Here is a 24,636-nt window from a genome sequence, read left to right as displayed (position 1 = left end):
GTCGCCCGTCGCCTCGCCGCGACCCCGCATCTCTCCCTGGGCCTCGCCGGGCTCGTCGGCGCCGTGCTCCTGCTCGGCTCCGACCTCGTCGCCCAGCACGTCCTCCCCGTCACCCTGCCCGTCGGCGTCGTCACGGTCTCCGTCGGAGGCCTGTACCTCGTCGCCACCCTGATCCAGGAGATCCGCCGCCGTGCCTGAGCCCAGCGCCCGCCCCGACCGCCCGGACCGTCCCGCCTCCCGACTGCACGCCGAGTCGATCGCCCTCGGCTACGACGGCCGCACGATCGTCCCCGAGCTCTCGGTGACGATCCCCGACGCCTCCTTCACCGTGATCATCGGCCCCAACGCGTGCGGGAAGTCCACCCTGCTGCGCGGCCTCTCCCGCCTGCTCACCCCGGAGAAGGGGCAGGTCGTCCTCGACGGCCGCTCCATCACGAGCCTCCCCGCGAAGGAGGTCGCCCGGCGCCTCGGGCTGCTCCCGCAGTCGGCCCTCGCCCCGGACGGCATCACGGTCGCGGACCTCGTCGCCCGCGGCCGCTTCCCCCACCAGGGCCTGCTGCGGCAGTGGTCCGAGGCCGACGAGGCCGCCGTGCAGGAGGCCCTCGAGGCGACGGGCACCGAGGAGCTCGCCGCCCGCCGGGTCGACGAGCTCTCCGGCGGGCAGCGCCAGCGGGTGTGGGTCGCCATGGTCCTCGCCCAGCAGACGGACCTGCTGCTGCTCGACGAGCCCACGACCTTCCTCGACATCGCCCACCAGATCGAGCTCATGGAGCTGCTCGCGCGGCTCCACCGCGAGGGCCGCACGATCGTCGCGGTCCTCCACGACCTCCACCACGCCGCCCGCTACGCGGACCACATCATCGCCATGCGCGAGGGCCGGGTGGTCGCCTCCGGCACCCCCGCCGAGGTCGTCACGAGCACCCTGGTCGAGGAGATCTACGACCTGCCCAACGTCGTCATCGAGGACCCGATCACCGGCGGGCCGCTCGTGGTCCCGCGCGGCACGCCGCTCCCGGCCCGCGAGGCGGGGAAGCGGTGAGCTCACCGTCCGCCCCGACGGCCGCCGCGGACGCGCGGCCCTGGGAGTACAGCGCCTTCCCGGTGCAGGTGCGCCGACGGGAGCAGGTGAGCCCCGGCTTCGTGCGGATCACCCTGGGCGGCCCCGCCCTCGCCCGCTTCGCCCCGTGGGGGCTGGACCAGGGCATCAAGCTCGTCCTGCCGATGGCCGACGGCTCCACGCCGGAGTTCGGCCTGCTCGACGAGCCCACCCCGCACCCGCGCGAGTGGTACACGCGCTGGAAGGCCCTCCCCGTCGCCGAGCGCAACGTGCTGCGCACCTACACCCCCTCGGGCATCCGTCCCGAGGCGGAGGAGATCGACGTCGACGTCTTCGTCCACGAGCCCGCCGGCCCCGCCTCGACCTGGGCGACGACCTGCGCGGTGGGCGACGGCCTCGTCCTCACCGGGCCCGACGTGCGCGCCGGCCGCACCGGGTACGGGATCCACTACGCCCCGCCGCGCGACCCGGCGCAGGTGCTGCTCGTAGGTGACGAGTCCTCCCTGCCCGCGATCCGCAACATCCTCGCCGCGCTCCCCGAGGGGACGGGCGGTGACGTGCTGCTCGAGCTCGCCGATCCGGCCGACGCCCTGCTCCCCGTGCTCCCGCCCGGGATCGCGCTCGAGGTGCTCGGCCCCCGCGGGCCTGCGGGGGCGGCGCTCGAGGCGGGGGTGCGCGCCTGGGGCGTCCGGTGCTCGCCCGCGCCGGTGGAGGCGCTGTACGCATGGGTCGCGGCGGAATCCGGTGCGGCCGCGCGCATCCGGCGCCATCTCGCCGCGGAGCTCGGACTGCCCAAGGAGCAGGTCGCCTTCCGCAGCTACTGGACCCTCGGCGGCCCGCTCACCCTCTGAGCACGCGCCGGATCGGGCGCGTGCGGTCAGCCGCCGGTGGGGCGTGCCCCCGGCAGCAGCACGGTCGAGAAGTCGTGGTCGCCGTGGCCTGCGGCGATCTCCGCGTCGAGCGAGGCGAGGGCCCCGCGCAGGGCGGGGAGGTCCGCGCCGGGGCGGGAGCCGTCGGCATCGGTGGCCCCATCGGACGCGGAGGCGACCGTGTCGATCATGAGCCGGGCGTCCTTCGCGATCGCATCGGCCGTGAAGTCACCGCCCTCCGTGCCGCGCTCGCCGCGCACGAAAGAGCCCTTCATGCCGGCGATGAAGGCGAGGCCGGTCGAGCCGAGCATGTCGAGGGTCTCCTCGTCGCTCACGCCGGCGGCCGCGCCCAGGGCGAGCGCCTCCCGCAGGCCCTGCGCGCTCACCGCGAGGGCGAGGTTCGCGAGCAGCTTCCCGGTCGCCGCGGCCCGGGCGGAGTCCACGTCCCGCAGCCGCTCCGGATCCGCCCACGGCGCCACCAGACCGAGCACCTGCTTGCGCAGCGCGTCGTCCGGCGTGCCCACGTAGACGCCGAGCGCACCGGCACGGGCCGGGCCGAGCGTGCCCACCACGGGCACGGCGACGTAGGTGGGGACCGCGGCCGCGAAGTCGTCGGCGTCGGCGGGGGAGACGGTCGTCGTGTCCACCCACGGGACGCCCGCGGGGACCAGCCCGGGCGCGAGCACCGTCTCGCGCACCGCGTCGGGTCCGAAGAGCGAGGTGACGATCAGCTCGGCGCCGTCGACGGCCTCCGCCGCCGTCGGCGCCACCCGTGCTCCCGCCTCCGCGAGCGGGGCGGTGCGGTCGGCGGTGCGGTTCCACACCGTCAGCTCGTGCTCGGTCAGCAGGTGACGGGCCAGCTCGGTGCCCATCCGTCCGGTTCCTAGGAAGGCGATCCTCATGCCGTCAGTCTCGCACCGTGACCGTTCCCGGCGGCGGCCGGTCCGGCGCTCGGGAGGCGCACCGGACATTCTCGGAGTGTTCACCCACGACGCCCGGCCCGGCTGGCGAGCCGCACCGGGAGCCGTGCATGATGGAGACCATGACCTCGAAGATCACCCGTCGTGGAGCTCTCGCCGCCGCAGCCGCCGCCGGGCTGGGGGTGCCCGTCGCGGGCACCGCGGCCCGTGCCGCCCAGCCGGCCCTCGGGCGTCGCGGCGAGGGGGTGCGGATCGCGACGTACAACGCCTCGCTGAACCGTGCCTCCGCGGGGCAGCTCGTGAAGGACCTCGAGTTCGGGAACGACGCGCAGATCCGGGCCGTCGCCCAGGTCATCCAGATGAACAACCCCGACGTGCTGCTCGTCAACGAGTTCGACTTCGACGAGGAGGGTCGCGGCGCGGACCTCTTCCGCAGCAACTACCTCGAGGTCAGCCAGAACGGCTGCACCCCCGTGCACTACCCGTACGTGTACTCCGCACCGGTGAACACCGGTGTGCCGAGCGGTCTCGACCTCGACCGCGACGGCACCGTGGGCGGCGCGAACGACGCCTGGGGTTTCGGTGAGTTCCCCGGCCAGTACGGGATGCTGCTGCTCTCGCGCTTCCCGGTCCTCACCGAGCAGGTGCGCACCTTCCAGAACCTGCTGTGGAAGGACATGCCCAGCAACCTCCTCCCCACCGAGTTCTACGGCGAGGAGATCTCCGCGCAGCTGCGGCTCAGCTCGAAGTCCCACTGGGACGTGCCCGTGCAGATCGGCACCTCGACGCTCCACGTGCTGTGCGCCCACCCCACCCCGCCCAGCTTCGACGGGCCGGAGAAGCGCAACCGGCGGCGCAACAACGACGAGATCCGGCTGTGGGCGGACTACCTGCGCGCCGGGAAGGTCTCCCGCTGGATCGTCGACGACGCCGGGGACGCCGGGGGCCTCGACACGAGCGCCTCCTTCGTGATCCTCGGCGACCACAACTCCGATCCGCTCGACGGCGACTCCTGGCCCGGCGCGATCGACCAGCTGCTCAAGCACCCGCGGATCCAGGACCCCCGCCCCACGAGCACCGGCGCGGTCGAGGCCGCGACGGAGCAGGGCGGCGTGAACCTCGAGCACGGGACGGACCCGAGGTACGACACCGCGGACTTCGCCGAGAACCCGCGCCCCGGGAACCTCCGCGTGGACTACGTGCTCCCCTCCAAGAACCTCAAGGTCACTGACGCCCGCGTCTTCTGGCCGAAGAGGGGCGAGGCCGGCAGCGAGCTCACCGGCGAGCATCCCTTCCCGACCTCCGACCACCGCCTCGTGCGGGTGGACCTCCGGATCACCGGCCGCTGAGCCGGCTGCCCGGCCGCGGGGGAGCGGGCGCTAGGGTCGGGCCATGACTGACGCGCTGCCCCCGGTCCTCGACGTCCCCGCCCTCCACGACCTGCTCGCGCAGGAGGAGGCCGTGCGCCTGCTCGACGTGCGCTGGGCGCTCGACGGCTCCAAGGGCCGCCACTCCTACCTCGAGGGGCACCTGCCGGGCGCGGTCTACGTCGACCTCCCCACCCAGCTCGCCGCCCCCGCGGATCCCGCCGCCGGCCGGCACCCCCTGCCGTCCCCGGAGGAGTTCGCGGCGACCCTCCGCGGCCTCGGGATCGACGCCGGCACGCGCGTGGTCGCCTACGACGACACCGACCGCTCGCCCTCCGCCCGCCTCGTGTGGATGCTCCGCGCGATCGGCCAGGACGCGGCGCTCCTGGATGGCGGCCTCGCCGCCTGGGACGGCCCGCTCCAGACGGAGGACGTGCGCCCGGAGCCGGGCGACGTCGGCCCCCGGGAGTGGCCCGCGGCCGCGATCGCCGGGATCGACGAGGTCGCCGCGGCGACGGGCCCCGTGCTCGACGCCCGCGCCGCCGAGCGCTACCGCGGCGAGGTGGAGCCCGTGGACCCCCGCGCCGGCCACGTGCCCGGCGCGCTGAACCTCCCCTACGCCGGGAACCTCGACGAGCAGGGCCGCTTCCTGTCCCCGGAGGCGCTGCGCGAGCGCTTCACCGGCGCGGGCCTCGACCCCGAGGAGGAGGTGCTCGTCTACTGCGGCTCCGGCGTCACCGCGACGCACGACGTGCTCGCCCTGCAGCGCGCCGGGTTCCCTCGGGTGCGCCTGTTCCCGGGATCGTGGTCGCAGTGGAGCAGCGACCCGTCGCGACCGGTGGCGACGGGCCCCACGCCCTGAGCCCGAGCCGCTGAGCCCGAGCCGCTGAGCCCGAGCCGCGGGCGACGGGCTCAGCCGCGGGCGACCTGGCGGATCGCCTTCACGATCCGCTCGTGCCGGCGCCGCTGCTCGTGCTCGCCGCCCGGCGCGACGTCCTGCCCCAGCACGGCGGCCCAGATCGGGACCATCTCCTCACGATAGGAATGGCCGTGACCGCCCTGGGTGCGCACCGAGAGCGGCATGTCCAGGGCGACCTGCCAGAAGGTGATCCACGGGAACCAGCGCATCGCCGGCGTCACGTCGTGGCCGACGCGCTCGCGCAGCCAGTCCGGCTCCTCCCACAGCAGGGACGGCCGCCACCAGGCGACCGGGTCGGAGGGGTGCTGGGCGTAGACCACGCGCGGGGAGCGCCACGGCTCGTACAGCCCGCCCCAGTAGTTGCGGTGCAGGTCCCGGGGCCGGGTCACGACCCGCACGTGCCGGCCCTGGTCGATGATCGGCGCGATCGCGGGGGATCCCGGCCGGGAGCGGCCCGCGACCTGCTGCCACAGCGGGGTGAAGGACGGGGTGCCCGTCCAGACGGCGCCGTCGACCTTCGCGAGCAGGTCCGGGAGGTCCCGGAACGCGGCCTGCCCGCCGAACGAGCCGAGCGACTCCCCGGCGACGAACAGCCGGGGCCGGCTGCCCGGCTCCATCGCGTCCAGCCGGCGTCGCACGGCCTGGAAGAGCAGGCGCCCGGCCTGCTTGGGGCTGCGCCGGTCCACGACGTAGCTCAGCCCCGAGGTGTAGACGGAGTACTGCATCGAGGCCGTCGCGCAGTCCCCGGCGGTGAGGAACTCGATCGCGGAGAGCGACCACTCCTGCAGCCAGCCGGTCCCGGTGCCCGTGAACAGCACGAGCACCTCGCGGTCCCAGGCGCCCGTGCGGTCCAGCTCCGCGAGCACCGCCTGCACCGTCTCCTCCATCGTGCGGGAGGTCGACTTCCCGGCGTACACGCGGATCGGGTCCATGGCGGGCGCGCCGACCGCCGCGGAGATCGCCTCGGGGCTCGCACCGCCCGAGACGATCTTGCGGCCGGGGGCCCCGAGCGAGGGCCACGACTCGTGGGAGGCGGGGCTGCCGGAGCGGGCGGGGGAGTCCGGGCGCGGCACGTTCGGGGAGACGAGCCGGTTCGCGGCCTCCGCCTGCTCGATCATCTGCTCGAGCACGCGCCCGCGGATCAGGCGGTCCACGGCGACGGCGACCGTCGCGAGGGTCAGCACGAGGGACACGGCCCCCACCACGCGGGTGGGCAGGTACGGGCGCAGCAGGGCGCGGTAGAGATCCGCGGTCGCCCCGATCGCGCGCACCGCGGCGAGCACGCCGAGCGAGGCGCCGAGCCCTCCGGCCGTCCCCACGAGGTGCGTGGCGAGGTTCTGGGGACGCTGCTGCACCAGATGGCTGATCTCGCGCTGGCGCAGCACGCCCCGCACCCATGAGTAGGCGGAGATCCCGACCAGCGCGGACGCGCCGAGCAGGCGGGCGCGGCGGCGGTGGTCCTCGGCGATCCCGACCTCGAGGCCCAGCGCCGCGGCGCCCCGTCGCACGAGCCGCTCCGCGAGCACACCGGTCGTGTAGCCGTAGGACTGCGACAGCCCGATGTTCACCGCCCACATCCACCACGTGCGCGGCAGCATCGACGGGGTCGTGGCGACCCAGCCCGCGGCCGCGGCGCCCAGGAAGCCGCCGCTCGAGAGCGGCCGGGTGACCTCCGCACGGCGCACCCCGCGGCGGGTCGCGCGGGTCACCGAGCGGAGCGTGCGGGCGGTGCGGGTGAGCAGGTGGGCGAGGCGGGGAGCGGAGGGGCCAGGGCCTGGTCGCATGGTTCGAGGCTAGTCCACGGGCCTCCGTCGGACCCCCTGCGAAGGTCCATCCCCGTAGGCTGGGACGATGAAGATCCTGCTCCCGGACACCATGCCCCTGGACCCTGCGCTGCCCGAGGGATGGGAGGCGGTCGAGGTCGACGCGCGCGCCCCGATCCCCGCCGCTCACCACGACGCCGAGGCGATCGTCCTGTGGGGGCCCAGCCGGTCCCACCTCGAGTCCGCCGCGCGGGACCTCACCGGCGTGCGCCTCGTGCAGTCGCTCTCCGCCGGGGTCGAGAACATCGTCGCCGCGGGCTTCCGCGACGGGGCCGTTGTCACGACCGGGGCCGGCCTGCACTCGCTCACCGTCGCCGAGCACACCGTGGGCCTCGTCCTCGCCCTGCTGCGCAGCCTCCCCGCCTCCCTCGCCGCGCAGTCGCGCCACGAGTGGGACCGCTCGATCGGCGGCCTGCAGCCGCTCAACCCGCCCGAGCGTCTCAACAGCCTCGTCGGCGCCGAGGTGCTCATCTGGGGGTTCGGCCAGATCGGGCAGACGGTCGCCCCGGTGCTCGCCGGGCTCGGCGCGCACGTGCGCGGCGTCGCCCGCAGCGCGGGGGAGCGGTCCGGCTTCGAGGTGATCGCGGAGGCCGACGTCGCCGCCGCGCTGCCCGCGACCGACGTCCTCATCGACATCCTCCCCGCGACCCCGAGCACCGCGCGCGTGATCGACGCGGCCGTGCTGGGCGCCCTCCCGGACCGCGCCGTCGTGGTGAACGTGGGCCGCGGCGCGACCGTGGACCAGGAGGCGCTACGGGAGGCGCTCGTCGCCGGCACGATCGGCGGCGCCGCGCTCGACGTCACCGACCCCGAGCCGCTCCCGCAGGACGACCCGCTGTGGGACGCGCCGCGGCTGATCATCACCCCGCACTCCGCGGGCGGGAAGCCCGTGGGCGCGGACGATCGGATCGCCGAGAACCTCCGTCGGCTCGACGCGGGCGAGGAGCTGCTGCACCCCGCGGGCTGAGTCCCCTCAGCCGCGGGCGAGCCGCGCGGCGAGCTCCTGGACCGCGAGCGCGGAGGTCCGCGCGACCTCGTCGAGCTCGAGGTGGAACTGCTGGCCGGCGGAGGGACCGCACAGGTCGGAGACGGCGCGCAGCGCCGCGAAGGGCACCCCGAGCGCCTCGGCCGTGCGGGCGGAGGCCGTCGTCTCCATGTCCGCGCTGAGCGCCTCGGGGAAGCGCTCGCGCATGGGGGCGGCGAGCGGGGCCGTGACGAAGGCGTCCCCCGCGAGCATGAGCCCGCGGCGCACGCCCGCGCCCTCGTCGACCGCCCGTGCGGAGGCCTCCGCGAGATCCGCGATCGCGGCCTCGGCGACATGGCGCTCGGGCCCGCCCGGCACCTGCCCCGGCGCGTAGCCGAAGGCCGTGGCGTCCGCGATCGACCAGGTGAAGGCGTCGCCCACGATCAGGGTGCCCACCTCGACATCGGCGGCGAGACCGCCGCACGAGCCGGCCGCGACCGCCGCCCGTGGGCGCAGCGAGAGGATCGCCCAGGTCGCCGCCGCGGTCGAGGCCGCGACGCCGATCCCCGTGGTGACCACGGCGGTGTCCTGGCCGCCGAGGGCCCCGCGCACGGCCGCGACCCCGGCGAGCGGGACCGCGAGCGGCTCGGCGTCCGCCATGAGCGCGGTGATCGCGGCCGCCTCCTCGGGCATGGCCGCGAGGACCAGCAGCGGTCCGGCGGGACGGGCGGGGGCATCGGGGCCGACGGGCACGTCGGAGGCATGGGTCATGACCGTGAATCTATCGTGCAGGCGGGTTCGTTAGGCTGGGGGAGACCGTCGGCGAGGCGACCTGCGGGTCGCGGGCAGGAGGCAGCAATGGGACGCATCGGGGACGTCGTGCTCCAGGGGGCGCGCACCGTGCGCCGGATCCCGATCCCCTCGGCGGTGTCGCTGCCCGCCCTGCGCGAGGCGCGCCGTGCGCGCCCCCAGGCCGGGGTGCTCAAGCGGCACGGCGTCGAGGTCGAGATGATCGGCCGCACCCGCTGCGTCTGGCTCGACGAGCACCGCGCCGACCAGGGCGTCATCGTGCACCTCCACGGGGGCGCCTACGTCTCCGGCCCCTTCGCCTCGGACTGGGCATGGCTGTCGCGGCAGGCGGAGGCGCAGGGCTGCGCCGCGCTCATGGTCGACTACCGCACGGCTCCCGACCACCAGCACCCCATCGCGATCGAGGACACCGAGTCGGTGCTCGCCGCGCTCGCCGCCGCGGGTCGTCTCGAGGCGCCCTGGGTGCTCACGGGCCAGCACTCCGGCGGCGGCGTCGCCCTCACCGTCGCGCGGCGCCTGATCGAGCGCGAGGACGTGCCGTCCCCCGGCGGGGTCGTCGTCATGTCGCCGTGGCTGGACCTCGAGCTCGCGAACGCGGGCATCTCGGAGACGGGCGAGTCGGACCCGGTGCACGAGCGCCGGGCGCTGCGCGACGCCGCCCGCGCCTACGCCGGCCGCACGCCGCTGGACGACCCGGAGCTCTCCCCGATCAACGCGGGCCATCGCGGCCTGCCGCCGGTGCACCTCGGCGTCGGGATGAAGGACCTGTTCCTCTCCGACGTCCGCGTGCTCCGCCTCCAGCTCGAGGAGGAGGGCGTCGAGGTCGCCCTGCGCGAGGTGAGCGGCCGTCTGGGCCTGCAGCTGTGGCAGCGGCGCGGCGAGGACGTGGACCGCCTGCACCGTGAGCAGTCCGAGGCGATCGGGCGCGCGCTCGGCCGCTGAGGCGGGGCGCCCCGCCCGGAACGGGAGTGCGCTCTAGCCCTCGACGATGACGAGGGCGGCGCCGGACTGCGCGGGCGTCCAGCGGCGCGAGGGCAGCAGCTGCACGATCCCGGCGACGAGCAGTCCGTGGCCCGCGATGTACGTCGCCATGACCCACACGTCGCTCATGGGGATCGCGGCGCCCGGGAGGAACCAGTCCATCGCGAGCACCGAGCTCGAGACGAGGAACAGCGTCCCGCCGACCCAGGTCAGCGGGTTCCCGCCGGCCGCGATGAAGGCGGTCACGCCGAGGCCCACGGCGTAGGCCGCCACGAGCGGGAGCCGGCTGCCCGCACCGTCCGCGCACGCGACGAAGAGCCCGATGACGACCGCCCCGTAGGGGATCGCGAGCGCGAGGCGCATGGGGTCGCGGCTGTGCGCCCACTGCGGGACCAGGGCCGCCGCGTAGAGCAGCAGCGCCACGAGGAAGGCCACAGGGGCGATGAGATGGTTCGGGTCCGGGACCAGCTGGCCGAGTGAGTCCCCGGCCCAGGCGGCGAGGAGGCCGCCGAGGGTGAGGACGGTCGTGCGCTGCATCCGCGGTGCGGCGGTGAGCACGGCGGCGATGAGCAGCGGGGCCAGCAGCGGCTGGGTGAGCCGGCGCAGCGTCTCGGCCTCCGCCGCGACGGCGAGCACGTGGATCACCCCGATCAGGGCATAGCTCCCCCAGATCGCGACATGGGCTCGTCGACACAGGGGCACGGCACCAGGCTATGGAGGTTTCTGCCGCCGTGGCCAGCGAGAATGCAGGGTGCGTGGGGCACGGCTTGGTAACGGCCGGGCACGGTCGGGTAACGGTCGCCTCACCCGGGGCCGTGCCCGGCGCCGTCACATCTGCTGCGGGGCGGTCACGCCGAGCGCGTCCAGACCCTCCACGAGCACCCGCTCCGTGAGACGCGCGAGGGCCAGTCGCCCGGCGCGGACGCCCTCGTCGCTCTCCTTGAGGATGGGGGAGGCGTCGTAGAAGGCGGTGAACGCCTGCGCGAGCGAGAAGAGGTAGGCGGCGAGGCGGTGCGGCTCGTAGGTGGCCCCCACCTGGGCGAGGACAGGGCCGTACTGCAGCAGCTGCAGCGCGAGCGCCCGCTCCGCGTCGTTCTCCACGAGCGGCACGGCGGCGGCCGTCACGCCCTGCGCCTCGGCGCGGCGCCCGATCGAGCGGATGCGCGCCACCGCGTACTGCAGGTACGGGGCGGTGTTGCCGGTGAGGGCGAGCATCCGGTCCAGGTCGAAGGTGTAGTCGGAGTCGTGCGCGGTGGAGAGGTCCGCGTACTTCACGCCGCCGATCCCGATCGCCCGGGCGATCTGCGCGCGCTCCTCCTCGGGGAGGTCGGGGCGCAGCTCGTCGATGACGGTGCGGGCCTTCGCCACGGCCTCCTCGAGCAGGGCCGCGAGGCGCAGCGAGGCGCCGGAGCGGGTGCGCAGGATCTTGCCGTCCTCACCGAGCACGGAGCCGATCTTCACGTGGGTCGACTCGACCTCCGCGGGCAGCCAGCCGGCCTCGCGGGCGGTCTCGGCGACCATCGAGAGGTGCAGCTCCTGCGAGGTGCCCACGACGTAGGCGATGCGGTCCGCGCCGAGGTCCCGCACGCGGCGGCGCACGGCGGCGAGGTCCGTCGTCGCATAGCCGTAGCCGCCGTCGGACTTGCGCACGATGAGCGGCAGCGGCTGACCATCGCGGCCGATGAAGCCCTGCGGGAAGACGCACAGGGCGCCGTCGGAGATCCGGGCGAGGCCGGCCGCCTCGAGCTCCGCGCACACGGTCTCGAGGTCCGCGTTGTAGGTGGACTCCCCGGCGAGGTCGTCGTCGGTGAGGGTCACGTCGAGCAGGTCGTAGATCCGGTGGAAGTACTCCTTGGACATGCCCACGAGGTCCGTCCAGATCCGCAGCGACTCCGCGTCCCCGGACTGCAGGGTCGCGACGCGCGCACGGGCTCGCGCGGCGAAGCCCGTCGCCTTCGGGTCCGCGTCGAACTTCGCGCGGGCGGCCTGGTAGAAGGCGTTGGGGTCGGTCGTCAGCAGGCCCGCCTCGTCGCTGTCCTCGCCCACGTCGAGGAGGTGCTCGATGAGCATGCCGAAGGGGGTGCCCCAGTCGCCGATGTGGTTCTGGCGCACGACCGTGTGGCCCAGCTTCTCCAGGGTGCGGGCGATCGCGTCGCCCACGACCGTGGTGCGCAGGTGGCCCACGTGCATCTCCTTGGCGACGTTCGGCGCCGAGTAGTCGATGACGACGGTGTCCACGTGCTCGGGGTCGGGGACGCCGAGCGCCTCGTCCCCCGCGAGCTCCGCGGCCTGTGCGGCGACCCAGTCGGTGCGCAGGCGGATGTTGAGGAAGCCCGGTCCGGCGATCTCCGGCGTCTCCGCCACGTCCCCGAGGTCCACGGCGGCGAGGATCTCCGCGGCGATGTCGCGGGGCTTGCGTCCCAGGCGCTTGGCCAGGCCCATCGCGGCATTGCACTGGAAGTCCGCGAACTGGGAGGGACGGATGATCGGATCGGCGTCCGCGTACTCCGGCCCGAAGGCGGCGACGAAGGCGGACTGGAAGCGCTCGGTCAGCGCGATCTCGGGAGCAGGCATGGGATCCAGCGTACTGGGGAGCGGACACGGGGGTCTTCCCCCTGTCGGCCCGGCCACACCGCCCCTACCGTGGTGGCCATGCGCTCCCTCATCACCCTGGTCCTGAACATCATCTGGCTGCTGACCGCCGGCTGGTCCCTGTTCCTCGCCTACGTCGTCGCGGGCCTGCTCGCGTGCCTGCTCGTCGTGACGATCCCCTTCGGCCTCGCCTCCTTCCGCATCGCCGGCTTCGTCATCTGGCCCTTCGGCCGGGAGGTCGTGGACACCGGGCGGGCGGGCGCCGCGAGCGCGATCGGCAACGTGATCTGGTTCCTCGTGGCCGGCTGGTGGCTGGCCCTCGGGCACGTGGTCACCGCCGTCGCCCAGGCCGTGACGATCATCGGGCTGCCCCTCGCGTGGGCGAACGTGAAGCTGATCCCCGTGACCTGCTTCCCCTTCGGCAAGGACGTCGTGGACTCCTCCTCGCTGCGCGCGCAGATGTTCCCGACCGCCCGCTGACCTGCCTCACACGCGGCGCGCCGTCGCCTCCGGGCGGGCCGGCGCTTCGTAGACTCGGCCCGGAGGAGTGCGCAGGGGCGCACACCGGCTCGCAGGACGAGGAGACGCAGGGACGATGGCAGGGACGAGGACAGGCGATCCACGCCGCGGGGACAGCCCGGACGACGCGGACTGGATCTTCGCCTCCTCCGATCCGCGCACGCTCCCCACGGAGCGCCTGCCCTCGCGCTCGGAGTTCGACCGCTACGCCGCCCCGCTGCTCGCCCGCCGCGAGGAGCCCGCGCTGCCGCCGGGGGAGGGCGAGACCGCGGACCTCTCCGAGATCGACGCCGCCGCCCTCCGCGCCGCGGGGAAGCCCCGTCGGCCCCGCCCGGCCGTGGGCCGCGCCGACGAGCCCGACGCCGCGACCGGGGTGATCCCGGCCGTCGACGGCGAGGACGGGGACGCCGCCGAGGCGCCGCGACGCAGCTACGCGCGCTCCGGCACGACCCCGAACGCGGATGACGACGGCCGCGCCCAGCTCTCCACCATCACGATCCCCGCACGCTTCCAGGACCTCGGCATCTTCGACGCCCTCCGGGACGTGCTCGCCCTGATCTGCCTGCTCGCGGCGCTCACCACGAGCTTCACCCTGGGCGCGCTGCCGGTCGTGGACCTCGTGGGCCGGATCGCGCTCGGCGTCGCCCTCGTGGCCCTCGTCGCGGTGCACCTGCTGCGCTGGATCCCGGCCGCCCCGAACCTGCGCCTCGTGCGCGCCGTGCGGATCGTCGGGCTCCTGCCCGCGCTGCTCACGGCGATCGGCACGATCGTCGCGGATCTCGTGCTCTCCGTGCCCGTGCTCTTCGCCTCCCTGCCCGACGGCCCCCCGGTGGGCCTCGGCGTGGGCGTCTCGCTGATGCTGCTCGGATCGGTCGTGGGCATCGAGCCGCGCGCCCACGAGGGCTACGTGCCCCAGCAGCGGGCCCGCGCCTGGTCCCGCCGCCTGCTCGGGGGCGTCGCCGGCGCGGCGGCCCTCGCGCTGGTCGTGGCGCTCGTGATGATCGTGGGCCGCGTGTTCACGACCGGCTGGCAGTACTCGCTCAACACCTTCGGCAGCACCGTGATCTCCGTGGTGCTGCTGGGTATCGTGCTCGGCTCGGCGCTGCGGCCGGACCTCCTGGGCCGCGACCGCTCCTGGTTCGTGTTCTCGACCGGGGCCGTGGGCGGGCTCGTGGTCCTCGCGCTCGCGGACAACACCGTGCGGCTGCAGTTCGCGGCGCCCGCGAGCTTCGCGACGAGCTACGTCTACCTGCCGTTCCTGTTCGCGGCGTTCGGTCTGATGATCTCCCGCTCCTTCGTGCGCTCGATGCCGGTCTCCTTCCGCCGCGCGGACTGGCTCGTCTACACGGTGCGGGCGATGGAGTTCAGCGCCCTCCTGCACGCCGCGGCGGTGCTGTGGCACCTGCTCGCCGCGATCACCGGGACCGCCGGGATCACCCTGGGCGGCCCCGTGCTGCACCTGGTCGACGCCGCCGTCTGCGCATGCTTCGTCGCGGTGTCGCTCTTCGCCCGGAAGGCGCTGCTCGAGCGCCCCGCCGCCCTCGCCCGCGCCACGGGCGTCGTGGCGAGCGTGGTGCTCGTGGTCGTCGGCTTCCTCGACATCATCGTCAACTCGATCGCGATCGGCGCCGGCGCGGGCCTGACCACCGGCGGCACCGCGCTCGCGGTCGGCGTGGCTGCGGCGCTCATGCTCACCGTGCCCGCCCCCGTGCGGGACGAGTTCGGCGCCCCGGACCTCTCCCGGATGTTCGCGGACTTCCGCACCCGCGGCTCCGGCCGCGAGTCCCTCCTGGCGCGCGTCCCCGACGTCACCGAGGAGCGCTCGCGCAAGAAGAGCTTCCCCCGCTCCTGACCCTCCGCCCGGCATCCCCCTCCCGCTCCTCCCCTCAAGGACGCCCCATGTTCCGCTGGACCCTGCACGGTGACGGCCGCACCGTCGCCCCCACCGCGATCGTCCGCCCGGAGGAGCGCCTCGCCTGGCCGCTCACCGTCGGCATCGGCGCGCAGCACGTGGTCGCCATGTTCGGCGCCACCTTCCTCGTGCCGGTGATCACGGGCTTCCCGCCCTCGACCACGCTGCTGTTCTCCGGCCTCGGCACGCTCCTGTTCCTGCTGATCACCCGGAACCGGGTCCCCAGCTACCTGGGCTCCTCCTTCGCCTTCATCGCCCCGATCACCGCCTCCACGCAGGCGGACTCGATGGGTGCGGCGCTCGGCGGCGTGCTCGTCACCGGACTGCTGCTCGCGGCGCTCGGCCTGGTGGTGCAGAAGGTCGGCACCGGCTGGATCTCCCGGCTCATGCCGCCGGTGGTGATGGGCTCGATCGTCGCGCTGATCGGGCTGAACCTGGTGCCCACCAGCTACGAGAACAACTTCTCGAAGGCCCCCGTCACCGCGGCGCTCACCCTCGTCGCGATCGTCCTGTGCACGGCCCTGTTCAAGGGGCTGCTGGGGCGCATCAGCGTGCTGATCGGCGTGATCGTCGGGTACGTCATCGCCGTGCTGCGGGGCGAGGTGGACTTCGCCCCCGTGCGCGAGGCCCATTGGCTGGGCCTGCCCGAGTTCCACCACCCCACCCTCGACCTCACGCTGCTGCCGATCTTCCTGCCCGTGATCGTGGTGCTGCTCGCAGAGAACGTGGGCCACGTGACGAGCGTCGGACTCATGACGGGGAGGAACCTCGACCACATGGTGGGGCGCACCCTCACGGCCGACGGCCTCGCGACCGCGCTCTCGGCGACCTTCGGCGGCTCGCCCACCACCACCTACGGCGAGAACATCGGCGTCATGAGCGCGACCCGTGTGTACTCCACCGCCGCCTACTGGGTCGCGGGCGTCGTGGCGATCCTGCTCTCCCTCTCGCCCAAGGTCGGGGCGGTCATCAACACGATCCCGGCAGGCGTGCTGGGCGGCGTCACCTTCGTGCTCTACGGCCTCATCGCGATCGTCGGCTTCCGCATGTGGGTCGACGGCAAGGTCGACTTCTCCCGCCCCAAGAACCAGATCACCGCGGGCGTCTCGCTCACCATCGCGATCGCGGACCTCCACTGGCAGCTCGGCGGCTTCGCCTTCACCGGCATCGCGCTGGGCACCCTCGCGGCGCTCGCGATCTACCACGGCATGGGCGGCCTGGGCCGCCTCACGGGGACCGACGCCCCGGCCGGGGGCGCGGCCGCGGAGCCCGTCGCCGCCGGCCCCGCGCCGACGCAGCGCTGACCGGGCGACGCCCGGGAATCCCCTGGCGTCGTGGCCCGAGGTCGGGGAAGAATCGGGGCATGGCCTCCCACGACCCCGCCTCCAGCGACCCGTCTCTCAGCGCCCCCGTCCTCACCGGCATCGCTGACACCCGGGACGGCGGCCCGAAGCTCGGCGGGGAGCGCGAGCTGCTGGACTCCTGGCTCGAGGAGTACCGCCTGACCGCCCTGCTGAAGATCCAGGACCTCACGCCCGCGCAGCTCGCGGAGCGCTCGTGCCCTCCCTCGACGCTGAGCCTGCTGGGCATCCTGCGCCATCTCACCGAGGTCGAGGTGTACTGGCTGCGGGCGGTGCTCCACGACCTCGACGTCCCGGACCGCTACTCGACGCCCGAGCAGAGGGACGGCGACCTCGAGGGAGCCTCCGCCGCCACCGCCGCGGCGGACGTCGCCGCCTATCGTGAGGAGGTCGCGCTGGCCCGGGAGTCGGCCGCGGCCTGGACGGATCTCGATGCGCCGGTGCGCGGGCTGCGGAAGGGCGAGCAGCTGAACCTGCGCTGGATCCTCACGCATCTCATCGAGGAGTACGCCCGGCACCTGGGCCACATGGACCTGCTGCGGGAGCGCGTGGACGGGGCGACCGGCTACTGAGGGCCCGGCCCTCGACGGCGCCGGCAGCGGAGCACCGATGCCGAATTGACGCATGGACGGGCTTTCGAAAATAGGTGAGGCGAGGCTAAGCTCCCTCGCGTGCCCCAGTCCTCCGCCCCCACCCCGACCGTCCGCGCCCCGGCGCTGATCGGCGAGGAGCTCGTGCTCCGCTACGGCCGCACACCCGTCGTCCACGGGGTCGACGTCGCGCTCCGACCCGGCACGGTCACCGCCCTCCTGGGCCCCAACGGCAGCGGGAAGTCCACCGTGCTGCGCGCCCTCGCGCGGCTCCACCCGCTGAGCGGCGGCGAGGTGCGCCTCCAGGACCAGGCCGACGGCGGCCCCCGCGAACGCTCCACCGCGCTGCTCTCCCCGACGGAGCTCGCCCGCGCGATGACCCTGTTCACCCAGACCCGCTCGAGCCCGCAGGGGCTCGCGGTGCGCGAGGTCGTGGCCTTCGGCCGCCACCCCCACCGCCGCCGCTTCGCCGGGCTCTCCCCGGCGGACCGCGCCGCGATCGACCACGCCATGGCGCTCACCGGGATCACCGCCCTCGCGGACCGCGGCGTCGGCGAGCTCTCCGGCGGCGAGATGCAGCGCGTCTGGCTCGCCTCCTGCCTCGCCCAGGACACCGGCATCGTGCTGCTCGACGAGCCCACGAACCACCTGGACCTGCGCTACCAGATCGAGACGCTCGACCTCGTGCGGGACCTCGCCGAGCTCCACGGCACCGCCGTGGGGATCGTGCTCCACGACCTCGACCACGCCGCCCGCATCGCCGACCAGGTGCTCCTCCTGCGCCGCGGGGAGGTCCACGCGGCGGGCGGCGCCGCGGAGGTGCTCACGTCCGAGCACCTCACCGCGGTCTACGAGATCCCCGTCGACGTGGTGCAGGAGCCCGGGACCGGGCGCCTGCGCATCGACGCCCGCGGCCGGCAAGCCCGCCGCGAGCAGCCGGGACGGGACGCCGCGCACACCGGCGACCGCACCGGCGACCCCGCGCTCAGCGCCGCGGCAGCCCGCGCCTGAGCACCCCGCGCCGAGGACCCCTCCGCGCGCCACCCCACCCTGACCCGAGGAACCCGATGACCCCCATGCCCCGGCGCCTCGTCGCCGCGCTCGCGAGCTCCGCCGCCGCCCTCACCCTCGCCGCCTGCGGCACCACCGAGGTCGCCGATCCCGCCACCGGCTCCGGCTCGGACGACGGCGGCGCGGCCGCCGCGATCTCCGAGAGCTGCGCCGCCGACTCGACCGCCACGAGCACCGACCCCGTCACCCTCACCGACGGCGTGGGCCGCACCGTGGAGCTCGAGAAGCCCGCCCGGAAGGTCGCCGTCCTCGAGTGGCAGCAGACCGAGGACCTCCTCAGCCTGTGCGTCGCGCCGGTCGCCGTCGCCGACGTCGAGGGCTTCACCACCTGGGACACCGCGGAGACCCTGCCCGAGGGCACGACCGACGTCGGCACCCGCGGCGAGCCCAACCTCGACGCCCTCGCCGGTGCGGACCCCGATCTCATCATCGTCGAGGTATCCTCCGCGGACGACGAGGTCATCGCCCAGCTCGAGACGCTCGGCGTGCCGGTCCTCGCGACCGTCGGCGCCGATGCCGCGGACCCGGTCGGCCACATGAAGGAGCTCTTCACGCTGATCGGCGACGCGACCGGCCGCTCCGAGCGCGCCGACGTCGTGCTCGGCGAGTTCGACGAGCACGTCGCCGCCGCGAAGGAGGAGGTCGCCTCCGCGGACCTCCCGACCACCGACTTCGTCTACTTCGACGGCTGGGTCGACGGCGGCACCGTCTCGATCCGCCCCTTCGGAGAGGGCGCCCTGTTCAGCGCCCTCGGCGAGGAGCTCGGGCTCACCGCCGCCTGGACCGGCGAGACCGACCCGCAGTACGGCCTCGGCCAGACCGACATCGAGGGCCTGACCACGGTGGGCGAGGCGAACCTCTTCTACACCGGCACCGACGACCCGGCCGGCGACTACGTCACCGAGCTCGAGAAGAACGAGCTCTACGCGACGCTGCCCGCCGTCACCGAGGGCCGCGCCCACGCGTTCCCCACCGGCATCTGGACCTTCGGCGGCCCGCGCTCCGCGGAGCAGGCGATCGACGCCTACGTCGACGCCATCGCCGGCTGATGCCGCGGACGGCGAGCGCACCGACGGCGACCGGGGACCGCCCGGCCCCCGCGGGCCGGCCCACGGCCGACGGCACCCCGACCCCCGGCGCGATGCCGGGACGGACCGGCGTCGCCGGCCTCGCGGGAGGGGTCCTGACCCTCGCGCTGCTCGCGCTCGCCGTCGCGGCCGTCGGCCTGTGGCACCTCACCCAGGGGACCTCCGGCATCGGGGTCGGGGACCTGCTGCGCCACCTGCTCGGCGCGGACCGCCCCGGCACCGGGCCCGCGATCGGGGAGATCCTCACCGCCTCCCGCGTGCCCCGGCTGCTCGCGGGCGTCGTCGTCGGCATCGCCCTCGGCGTCGCCGGCGCGCTCCTGCAGTCCGTCTCCCGCAACGCCCTCGCCTCCCCGGACACCCTCGCGGTGACCGCCGGCTCCTACTTCGCGATCTGCCTCGTCGCCGCGCTCGGGCTCTCGGTCCCGCTGTGGGCCTCGGGCGGCGTCGCCTTCGTGGGCGGCCTGCTCGCCGCGGGCGCCGTGCTCGCCCTCGCCGGCGGCGCCGGCACCTCGACCACGCGGCTCGTGCTCGCGGGATCCGCCGTCGCCATGGCGCTCCAGGCGGGCACCTCGATGCTGCTGATCCTCTTCGAGCAGGAGACGACGGGGCTGTACGCGTGGGGCAGCGGCTCCCTCTCCCAGCTGAACCTCGACGCCTCCCTGCGCGCCCTGCCCGTGATCGCGCTCGTGCTCGCGATCGCGCTCCTGCTCTCCCGCCGCCTCGACGTGCTCGGCGCGGGGGACGACACGGCCGCGACGCTCGGCGTCCCGGTGCGGCGCACCCGCGTGCTCGCCGTGCTCGCCGCGGTCGTGCTCACCGCGACCGCGGTGACCGTCGCGGGGCCGCTCGCCTTCGTGGGTCTCGGCGCCCCCGTGCTCGCCCGGCTCGTCGCCTCGCGGGTGCCCGCCCTGCACCGCCATCTGCTGCTGGTCCCCGCGGCGGGCCTGATCGGCGCGCTCGTCGTGCTGCTCGCCGACGCGACGGTCCGTGCGGCGCTCGGCGCGACCGCCGCGGCGAGCATCCCCACGGGGGTGCCGACGGCGCTGCTGGGCGCCGTGGTGATCGTGGTCCTCGCCCGCCGGATGCGGGACGCGGGCCCCGCCCGCCGGCCCCCGGAGGCCCGGACGGGCCTGCGCTCCTCCCGGAGATTCTGGATCGTGGGCGGTGTGCTGCTGGTGCTGCTGATCGCCGTCGCTATCGGCGGGCTGCTCGGCGGGAGCCTCCTGCTGCGCACGGGGGACCTGCTGCTGTGGATCCGCGGCGACGCCCCCACCCTCGTCTCCCGCGCGCTCGGGGAGCGCCTGCCGCGGATGTCCGCCGCCGTGCTCGCGGGCGGCGCGCTCGCCCTCGCCGGCGGGATCGTCCAGTCCACCGTCCGCAACCCGCTCGCGGAGCCCGGCCTGCTGGGCATCACCGCGGGCGCCGGCCTCGGCGCGGCGCTCGTCGTGACGACGATCGGCGGCGGCCGGCCCGCGATGGTCGCGCTCGCCGTGGTCATGGGCCTCGCGACCTTCGCCCTCACCGCCCTCCTCGCCCGGCAGGGCACGGGACTCGCGCCCGAGCGCTTCGTGCTGATCGGGATCGGCGTGGGCTACGGGATGACGGCGCTGACGACCTTCGTGCTGCTGCGCTCGAACCCCTTCGACACCCCGCGCGTGCTCACCTGGCTCTCCGGCACCACCTACGGCCGCTCCCTCGCGGACGTCGTCCCGGTGCTCGTCGTGCTCGTGCTCGCCCTGCCCGTCGTGCTCGCGCTGCACCGGGAGCTGGACCTGCTGACGATCGACGAGGACACCCCGCAGATCCTCGGCGTGCCCCGCGAGCGGGCGCGCCTCGTGGTGCTCGCGCTCGCCGCGGTGCTCGCCGCGATCAGCGTGGTCGCGGTCGGCGTGGTCGGCTTCGTGGGCCTCGTCGCCCCGCACCTCGCCCGTGCCCTCGTGGGCGGCCGGCACCTGCGCATGCTCCCCGTCGCGATGCTGCTGGGCGGGGTGCTCGTGGGCGTCGCGGACCTCCTGGGCCGCATGCTCATCGCCCCGGCGCAGGTGCCCGCGGGCCTGCTCGTCGCCGTGATCGGCGCGCCCTACTTCCTCTGGCTGATCTGGCGGTCCCGGGCCTGAGCCGTCGGGGCGAGCGCGGCGACGTCGGAGACGCCGGCGTCCTTCCCGCGGCCCTTCCCGTTGCCGTTCCCGTGGCCGTTCCCGTGGCCGTTCCCGTGGCCGTTCCCGTTCCCCTTGCCGTGTCCATGGCCCGGGTGGTCGCCGCGCGGGTGCTGCGCCTGGACGAACACGGCGACGCTCTGCGCGGGCACCGTGGCCGTGCCCTTCTTCCAGCGGGACTCCTTCACGACCGGGTCCGCGCCCTTCGCCTGGATCCGCGAGAGGGAGAGCTTCGTGCCCTCCATCCCCTCGATCTCCTCGGTGATCGGCTCCCCGGAGGCGTTGATGACCACGACGAGGCCGTCGAGGGCCGGGTCCACGTCCTCACCGGCGGTGTCGTCGATCCGCATGACGAGCAGTCCCGGCGTCGCCTCGGGACCGGCATTGGGGAAGCTGACCTTCTGCTCGATGAGCTCCGCGTCGCCCAGGGTGAACAGCGGTGAGGAGGAGCGCAGGCGCAGCAGGTCCAGGGTGCTCGCCTCGGAGAAGGCGACGTCCTCGGCGGTCGGCCGCTTGGCGGGATCCTCGAGCATCGGGGTCATGAGGTCCCAGGCCTCGCCGTTCTTCCCCTCGGGAGGGAGACCGCGGCCGTAGCCCGTGTCCTCGCCGCTCCAGTCGATCGCGTTGAAGTGGTCGCCGGAGTCGTAGGAGTCGCGGTCGAGGGACTTCGAGCGCAGCACGTCCGTGCCGCCCGCCCAGAACGACGGGGACTGGCCGAGCGTGACCGTGGCGAGGGAGAGCGTGTTCATCCGGGCCCGGGTGGCGCTGGAAGCGTCCTGCGGCAGCTTCCACACGTTCAAGTCGTACAGCGCCTCGTTGTCGTGCGCGTCGACGTAGTTCACGGACTCCTCGGGCCGGGTCGCGAAGCCTGCGGGCACGCCGTTGTAGTCCAGCTCGTCGCCGCGCGTGACCGTGCCGTCGGAGGCGAGCAGCTCGTAGTCCGCGAGGTTCCCGGCCATGCCGAGGCGGACGAGGTCCGTGCGGTGGCGCAGGTCCGCCAGCTGGGTCTCCTCGTCATCGGGGGAGGAGCCGTTGGGCATGGTCACGAGGCCGTTGCCGAAGCCCTGGTGCGTGCGCTTGTCCGTGTCGAAGGGGCTGCCGCCGTGCACCGCGTCCCGGAGCCGGTCGTTGAAGGCGCCGATCGAGGTGCCGCCCAGGTTCCCCTGGGTGGCCTGGGTGAAGCGGGCGCCGTCGGCCACCTCGCCGAAGTTCCAGCCCTCGCCGTAGAGGTAGATGCTCCTCCCGTCCACGCCGTCGCGCTCGAGGGTCAGCTCGTCCAGGGCCGCGCGCACGTCCTGCATGGTCGCCGCGGAGTGGTGCCCCATGAGGTCGAAGCGGAAGCCGTCCACGTGGTACGCGCGGGCCCACAGGACGACGGAGTCCACCATCAGCCTGTTCATCATCGCGTTCTCGGTCGCGGTGTTGGAGCAGCAGGTCGAGTTCTCGACGTCGCCGTCGAGGTCCAGCCGCTGGTAGTAGCCGGGGACCACGCGGTCCAGCACGGAGGTCTCCGCCTGGCCGCTCGCCGCGGTGTGGTTGAAGACCTGGTCGACGACGACCTGCAGGCCCATGTCGTGGATGCTGCCCACCATCGACCGGAACTCGGCGGTGCGCTCCCCGCCCACCTGGTGTCCGGTGCGGGCGTAGGAGCCCTCGGGCGCCATGTAGTGGAAGGGGTCGTAGCCCCAGTTGTAGGCGTCCCCGCCAGCCGCGGCGGTGACCGCGGCCTGCTGCTCGGTGGAGGCGGGCCCGGCCTCGGGGATCTCGGGGGTGACCTGCGCGGAGCGGTCCTCCTCGATCGTCGCGATGTCGAAGGTGGGCAGCAGGTGCACGGTCGTCATGCCGGCATCCGCGAGCTCCCGCAGCCGCGCGGAGCCCTGCGAGTCGGGGTGCCCGAAGGCGGCGTAGGTGCCGCGGACGTCCCCGGGGAGCTGCTCGTCCCCGGCGGAGAAGTCCCGCAGGTGCATCTCGTAGATGGTCTGGTCCGCGAACTGCTCGACGACCGGGGCGGGGGTGTCCTCCCAGATCGCGGGCGACCAGCGCGGGTCCTCGAGGTCCACGAGCATCGAGGCGGCGGAGTCGAGGGTGAGCCCCACCGAGTACGGGTCGGTGACCTCGCTCGTGACGACGCGGCCCAGCGCGGGGTCGTAGACCTCGACGGCGAAGCGGTAGGCGCGGTCCTCCCAGTCCGCGGGCCCCTCGACGCTCCACACGCCGCTGGCAGCGTCCCGCTTCAGCGGGACCTCGGTGTATCCGGCCGATCGCACGGCCGCGGGATCGGCGAGGGTCTCCGGGTCCGACGGGTCCAGGAGCTGCAGGACGACGGAGCGGGCGGTGGGCGCCCACAGGGAGAGGGAGACGCCGTCCGCGGAGACGACGGGGCCGAGCCGGGCCCCGGCGGCGGCCTCGGCATAAAGGGCGTCGAGCCCGCCGGGGACCTGCACCCCGGTGAGCGCCGTGACCCCGTCGGCCCCGGAGCGGGCGACGGCGAGCTGGCCGCGCAGGGCCTCCGCGAGCTGATCGCGGTCCACCCCCGTCAGGTCCAGGGCGAGGAAGTCCGCGAGGTGGCCGCGGCCCTCGAGCTCGGTCTCGGTGAGCCCTCCCTCGCGCAGGGTGAGCGAGCCGAGCGCCGTCCCGCCGGTGATCGCGCCCTCCTCCACGGTGATCCCGCCCTCGGGGGCGGCGAGGAGGGTGAAGGCGTCGCCGGCGGTGACCGCGCCGCCGAGGTCCGCGGGCCAGGCGATCGTGTCCGCGTCGACGAGATGGGCGCGCTGGACGCCGGTGCCGGCCACGAGTGGGTCCTCCGTCTCGATCGTCAGCAGGTGCGTCTGCGGGTCGTAGCTGAAGGTCACGACCTTGCCCTCCTTCGTCGAGAACGGGATGTCCGCGCCGCCGGCGGCGCCGCCCTCACCGTAGTTCTCGTCCCAGGAGCGGTCGTGGGCGACCTTCACGGCGTAGGAGCCCTCGGGCAGCGCCGTGGTGGTGAAGGTGTACAGGCCGTCGCCGTCGGCGTCCTGCATCCAGGTGGCCATGCACTCCGGTGCCCAGTCCCCGGGGCAGCCGAGCGCCGCGTCGATCGTCCCGGGGAGGGTGATCAGCGGGCCGTCGGCCGTGGTGGCGACGACATGGGTCGTGGGGTCGTACCAGAAGCTGATCTCCCCGCCCTCGTGGTGCAGCGGCACGTCGGCCCCGCCGGGCACGCCGCCGGCGCCGTAGCTCACGTCCCAGGTCCCGCCCTCGGCCACCTTGTAGATGTAGTCCCCGGCCGGGAGCTCGGCGTCCAGCGTGTACTTCCCGGAATCGGCGTCGAGGGTCATCGCGGTCGCCGTGCAGTCCGGCTGCCAGTCGCCGGGGCAGCCGAGCGCGGTGCCGAAGGACCCGGGGAGGGTCACGAGGGTCCCGGTCGTCCCCGTGCCGTCCGGTGCGGCAGGGGCGGCGGGAGCGGCTGGCGCCTGCGGGGCGGGCAGCGCGCTCGCCGGCCCGGTGCCGATCAGGCACGCGGCGAGCAGCAGCAGCCCGCTCAGCGCGGCGAGCACCCGGGCTAGCGGCGAGGCGATGGGGAGGAGGCGGGGGAGCGGCATGCGGGGGACTCCTTCGTCCGGTGCCGGCGGGCGTGGGTGGGGGCCGCGTGGGGGCG

At 74.6% G+C, this 24,636-nt stretch carries 20 protein-coding genes; 14 read left to right on the top strand and 6 right to left on the bottom strand.

Annotation, left to right across the window (positions count from 1 at the left end; all coding sequences use genetic code 11):
* Positions 1-36: 36 nt before the first annotated feature.
* The 3 genes from ACYVAP_RS13045 to ACYVAP_RS13035 are packed head-to-tail and all read left to right on the top strand — an operon-like array spanning position 37 to position 1,908.
* Complete coding sequence (locus ACYVAP_RS13045) at positions 37-198, top strand: iron chelate uptake ABC transporter family permease subunit (RefSeq protein ID WP_498861387.1); 162 nt, start codon at positions 37-39, stop codon at positions 196-198.
* Positions 191-1,039, top strand: coding sequence for an ABC transporter ATP-binding protein (locus tag ACYVAP_RS13040; protein WP_498860963.1), 849 nt, complete (start codon positions 191-193; stop codon positions 1,037-1,039). The genes ACYVAP_RS13045 and ACYVAP_RS13040 overlap by 8 nt, the downstream gene beginning before the upstream one ends.
* On the top strand, positions 1,036-1,908 hold the full coding sequence (locus ACYVAP_RS13035) for a siderophore-interacting protein (protein ID WP_498860962.1): 873 nt from the start codon (positions 1,036-1,038) through the stop codon (positions 1,906-1,908). The genes ACYVAP_RS13040 and ACYVAP_RS13035 overlap by 4 nt, the downstream gene beginning before the upstream one ends.
* Positions 1,909-1,934: 26 nt before the next feature.
* On the opposite strand, the gene ACYVAP_RS13030 is transcribed toward ACYVAP_RS13035, so the two are convergent.
* Positions 1,935-2,828 carry an NAD(P)-dependent oxidoreductase gene (locus ACYVAP_RS13030; RefSeq protein WP_498860961.1) on the bottom strand — a complete coding sequence of 298 codons (894 nt, stop codon included), beginning with the start codon at positions 2,826-2,828 and terminating at the stop codon, positions 1,935-1,937.
* 140 nt (positions 2,829-2,968) lie between these two features.
* On the opposite strand from ACYVAP_RS13030, the gene ACYVAP_RS13025 reads away from it, so the two are divergent.
* Both ACYVAP_RS13025 and ACYVAP_RS13020 read left to right on the top strand, forming a co-directional pair.
* Entirely contained in the window at positions 2,969-4,195 is a 1,227-nt protein-coding gene (locus ACYVAP_RS13025) for an endonuclease/exonuclease/phosphatase family protein (RefSeq protein ID WP_498860960.1), read from the top strand.
* Between the two features lie 43 nt (positions 4,196-4,238).
* Positions 4,239-5,075: a sulfurtransferase gene (locus ACYVAP_RS13020; protein WP_498860959.1), complete on the top strand. Its 837-nt coding sequence runs from the start codon at positions 4,239-4,241 to the stop codon at positions 5,073-5,075.
* A 50-nt stretch (positions 5,076-5,125) separates the two neighbouring features.
* On the opposite strand, the gene ACYVAP_RS13015 is transcribed toward ACYVAP_RS13020, so the two are convergent.
* Positions 5,126-6,916, bottom strand: a complete 1,791-nt coding sequence (locus tag ACYVAP_RS13015) for an alpha/beta hydrolase (RefSeq protein ID WP_498860958.1) — start codon at positions 6,914-6,916, stop codon at positions 5,126-5,128.
* A gap of 67 nt (positions 6,917-6,983) precedes the next feature.
* Here ACYVAP_RS13015 and ACYVAP_RS13010 point away from each other — a divergent pair, with 67 nt between their 5' ends.
* A complete protein-coding gene (locus ACYVAP_RS13010; protein WP_498860957.1) occupies positions 6,984-7,922 on the top strand; it encodes a Rossmann-fold NAD(P)-binding domain-containing protein in 939 nt (312 codons plus the stop codon).
* 6 nt (positions 7,923-7,928) lie between these two features.
* Here ACYVAP_RS13010 and mtnN read toward each other — a convergent pair whose 3' ends face one another.
* Positions 7,929-8,690 carry a 5'-methylthioadenosine/S-adenosylhomocysteine nucleosidase family protein gene (mtnN, locus tag ACYVAP_RS13005; protein ID WP_498860956.1) on the bottom strand — a complete coding sequence of 254 codons (762 nt, stop codon included), beginning with the start codon at positions 8,688-8,690 and terminating at the stop codon, positions 7,929-7,931.
* 87 nt (positions 8,691-8,777) lie between these two features.
* Here mtnN and ACYVAP_RS13000 point away from each other — a divergent pair, with 87 nt between their 5' ends.
* Positions 8,778-9,671: an alpha/beta hydrolase fold domain-containing protein gene (locus ACYVAP_RS13000; protein WP_137768899.1), complete on the top strand. Its 894-nt coding sequence runs from the start codon at positions 8,778-8,780 to the stop codon at positions 9,669-9,671.
* A 33-nt stretch (positions 9,672-9,704) separates the two neighbouring features.
* Here the strand turns inward: ACYVAP_RS13000 and ACYVAP_RS12995 are convergent, their stop codons facing one another.
* A complete protein-coding gene (locus ACYVAP_RS12995; RefSeq protein ID WP_498860955.1) occupies positions 9,705-10,412 on the bottom strand; it encodes a lysoplasmalogenase in 708 nt (235 codons plus the stop codon).
* Between the two features lie 126 nt (positions 10,413-10,538).
* A complete protein-coding gene (argS, locus tag ACYVAP_RS12990; protein ID WP_498860954.1) occupies positions 10,539-12,284 on the bottom strand; it encodes an arginine--tRNA ligase in 1,746 nt (581 codons plus the stop codon).
* A 78-nt stretch (positions 12,285-12,362) separates the two neighbouring features.
* On the opposite strand from argS, the gene ACYVAP_RS12985 reads away from it, so the two are divergent.
* The 7 genes from ACYVAP_RS12985 (at position 12,363) to ACYVAP_RS12955 (ending at position 20,960) form a co-directional block, all read left to right on the top strand.
* A complete protein-coding gene (locus ACYVAP_RS12985) occupies positions 12,363-12,782 on the top strand; it encodes a YccF domain-containing protein (RefSeq protein ID WP_137768896.1) in 420 nt (139 codons plus the stop codon).
* Between the two features lie 115 nt (positions 12,783-12,897).
* Positions 12,898-14,673, top strand: a complete 1,776-nt coding sequence (locus ACYVAP_RS12980; RefSeq protein ID WP_498860953.1) for a DUF7937 domain-containing protein — start codon at positions 12,898-12,900, stop codon at positions 14,671-14,673.
* 47 nt (positions 14,674-14,720) lie between these two features.
* Positions 14,721-16,037, top strand: a complete 1,317-nt coding sequence (locus ACYVAP_RS12975) for a uracil-xanthine permease family protein (RefSeq protein WP_498860952.1) — start codon at positions 14,721-14,723, stop codon at positions 16,035-16,037.
* A gap of 59 nt (positions 16,038-16,096) precedes the next feature.
* Positions 16,097-16,666, top strand: a complete 570-nt coding sequence (locus ACYVAP_RS12970) for a DinB family protein (RefSeq protein WP_498860951.1) — start codon at positions 16,097-16,099, stop codon at positions 16,664-16,666.
* A gap of 99 nt (positions 16,667-16,765) precedes the next feature.
* Positions 16,766-17,695, top strand: coding sequence for an ABC transporter ATP-binding protein (locus ACYVAP_RS12965; RefSeq protein ID WP_498860950.1), 930 nt, complete (start codon positions 16,766-16,768; stop codon positions 17,693-17,695).
* Between the two features lie 56 nt (positions 17,696-17,751).
* Complete coding sequence (locus ACYVAP_RS12960) at positions 17,752-18,804, top strand: iron-siderophore ABC transporter substrate-binding protein (RefSeq protein WP_498860949.1); 1,053 nt, start codon at positions 17,752-17,754, stop codon at positions 18,802-18,804.
* A complete protein-coding gene (locus ACYVAP_RS12955; RefSeq protein WP_498860948.1) occupies positions 18,804-20,960 on the top strand; it encodes an iron ABC transporter permease in 2,157 nt (718 codons plus the stop codon). Before ACYVAP_RS12960 ends, ACYVAP_RS12955 begins: the two co-directional genes overlap by 1 nt.
* Here the strand turns inward: ACYVAP_RS12955 and pulA are convergent.
* Entirely contained in the window at positions 20,924-24,580 is a 3,657-nt protein-coding gene (pulA, locus tag ACYVAP_RS12950) for a pullulanase-type alpha-1,6-glucosidase (RefSeq protein ID WP_498860947.1), read from the bottom strand. The two genes, ACYVAP_RS12955 and pulA, sit on opposite strands and share 37 nt — an antisense overlap.
* Between the last annotated feature and the right edge of the window lie 56 nt (positions 24,581-24,636).

The organism is Brachybacterium horti (assembly GCF_054777615.1).
The sequence above is the reverse complement of the archived record's forward strand: the minus strand, read 5'-3'. Positions and strand labels throughout refer to the sequence as shown.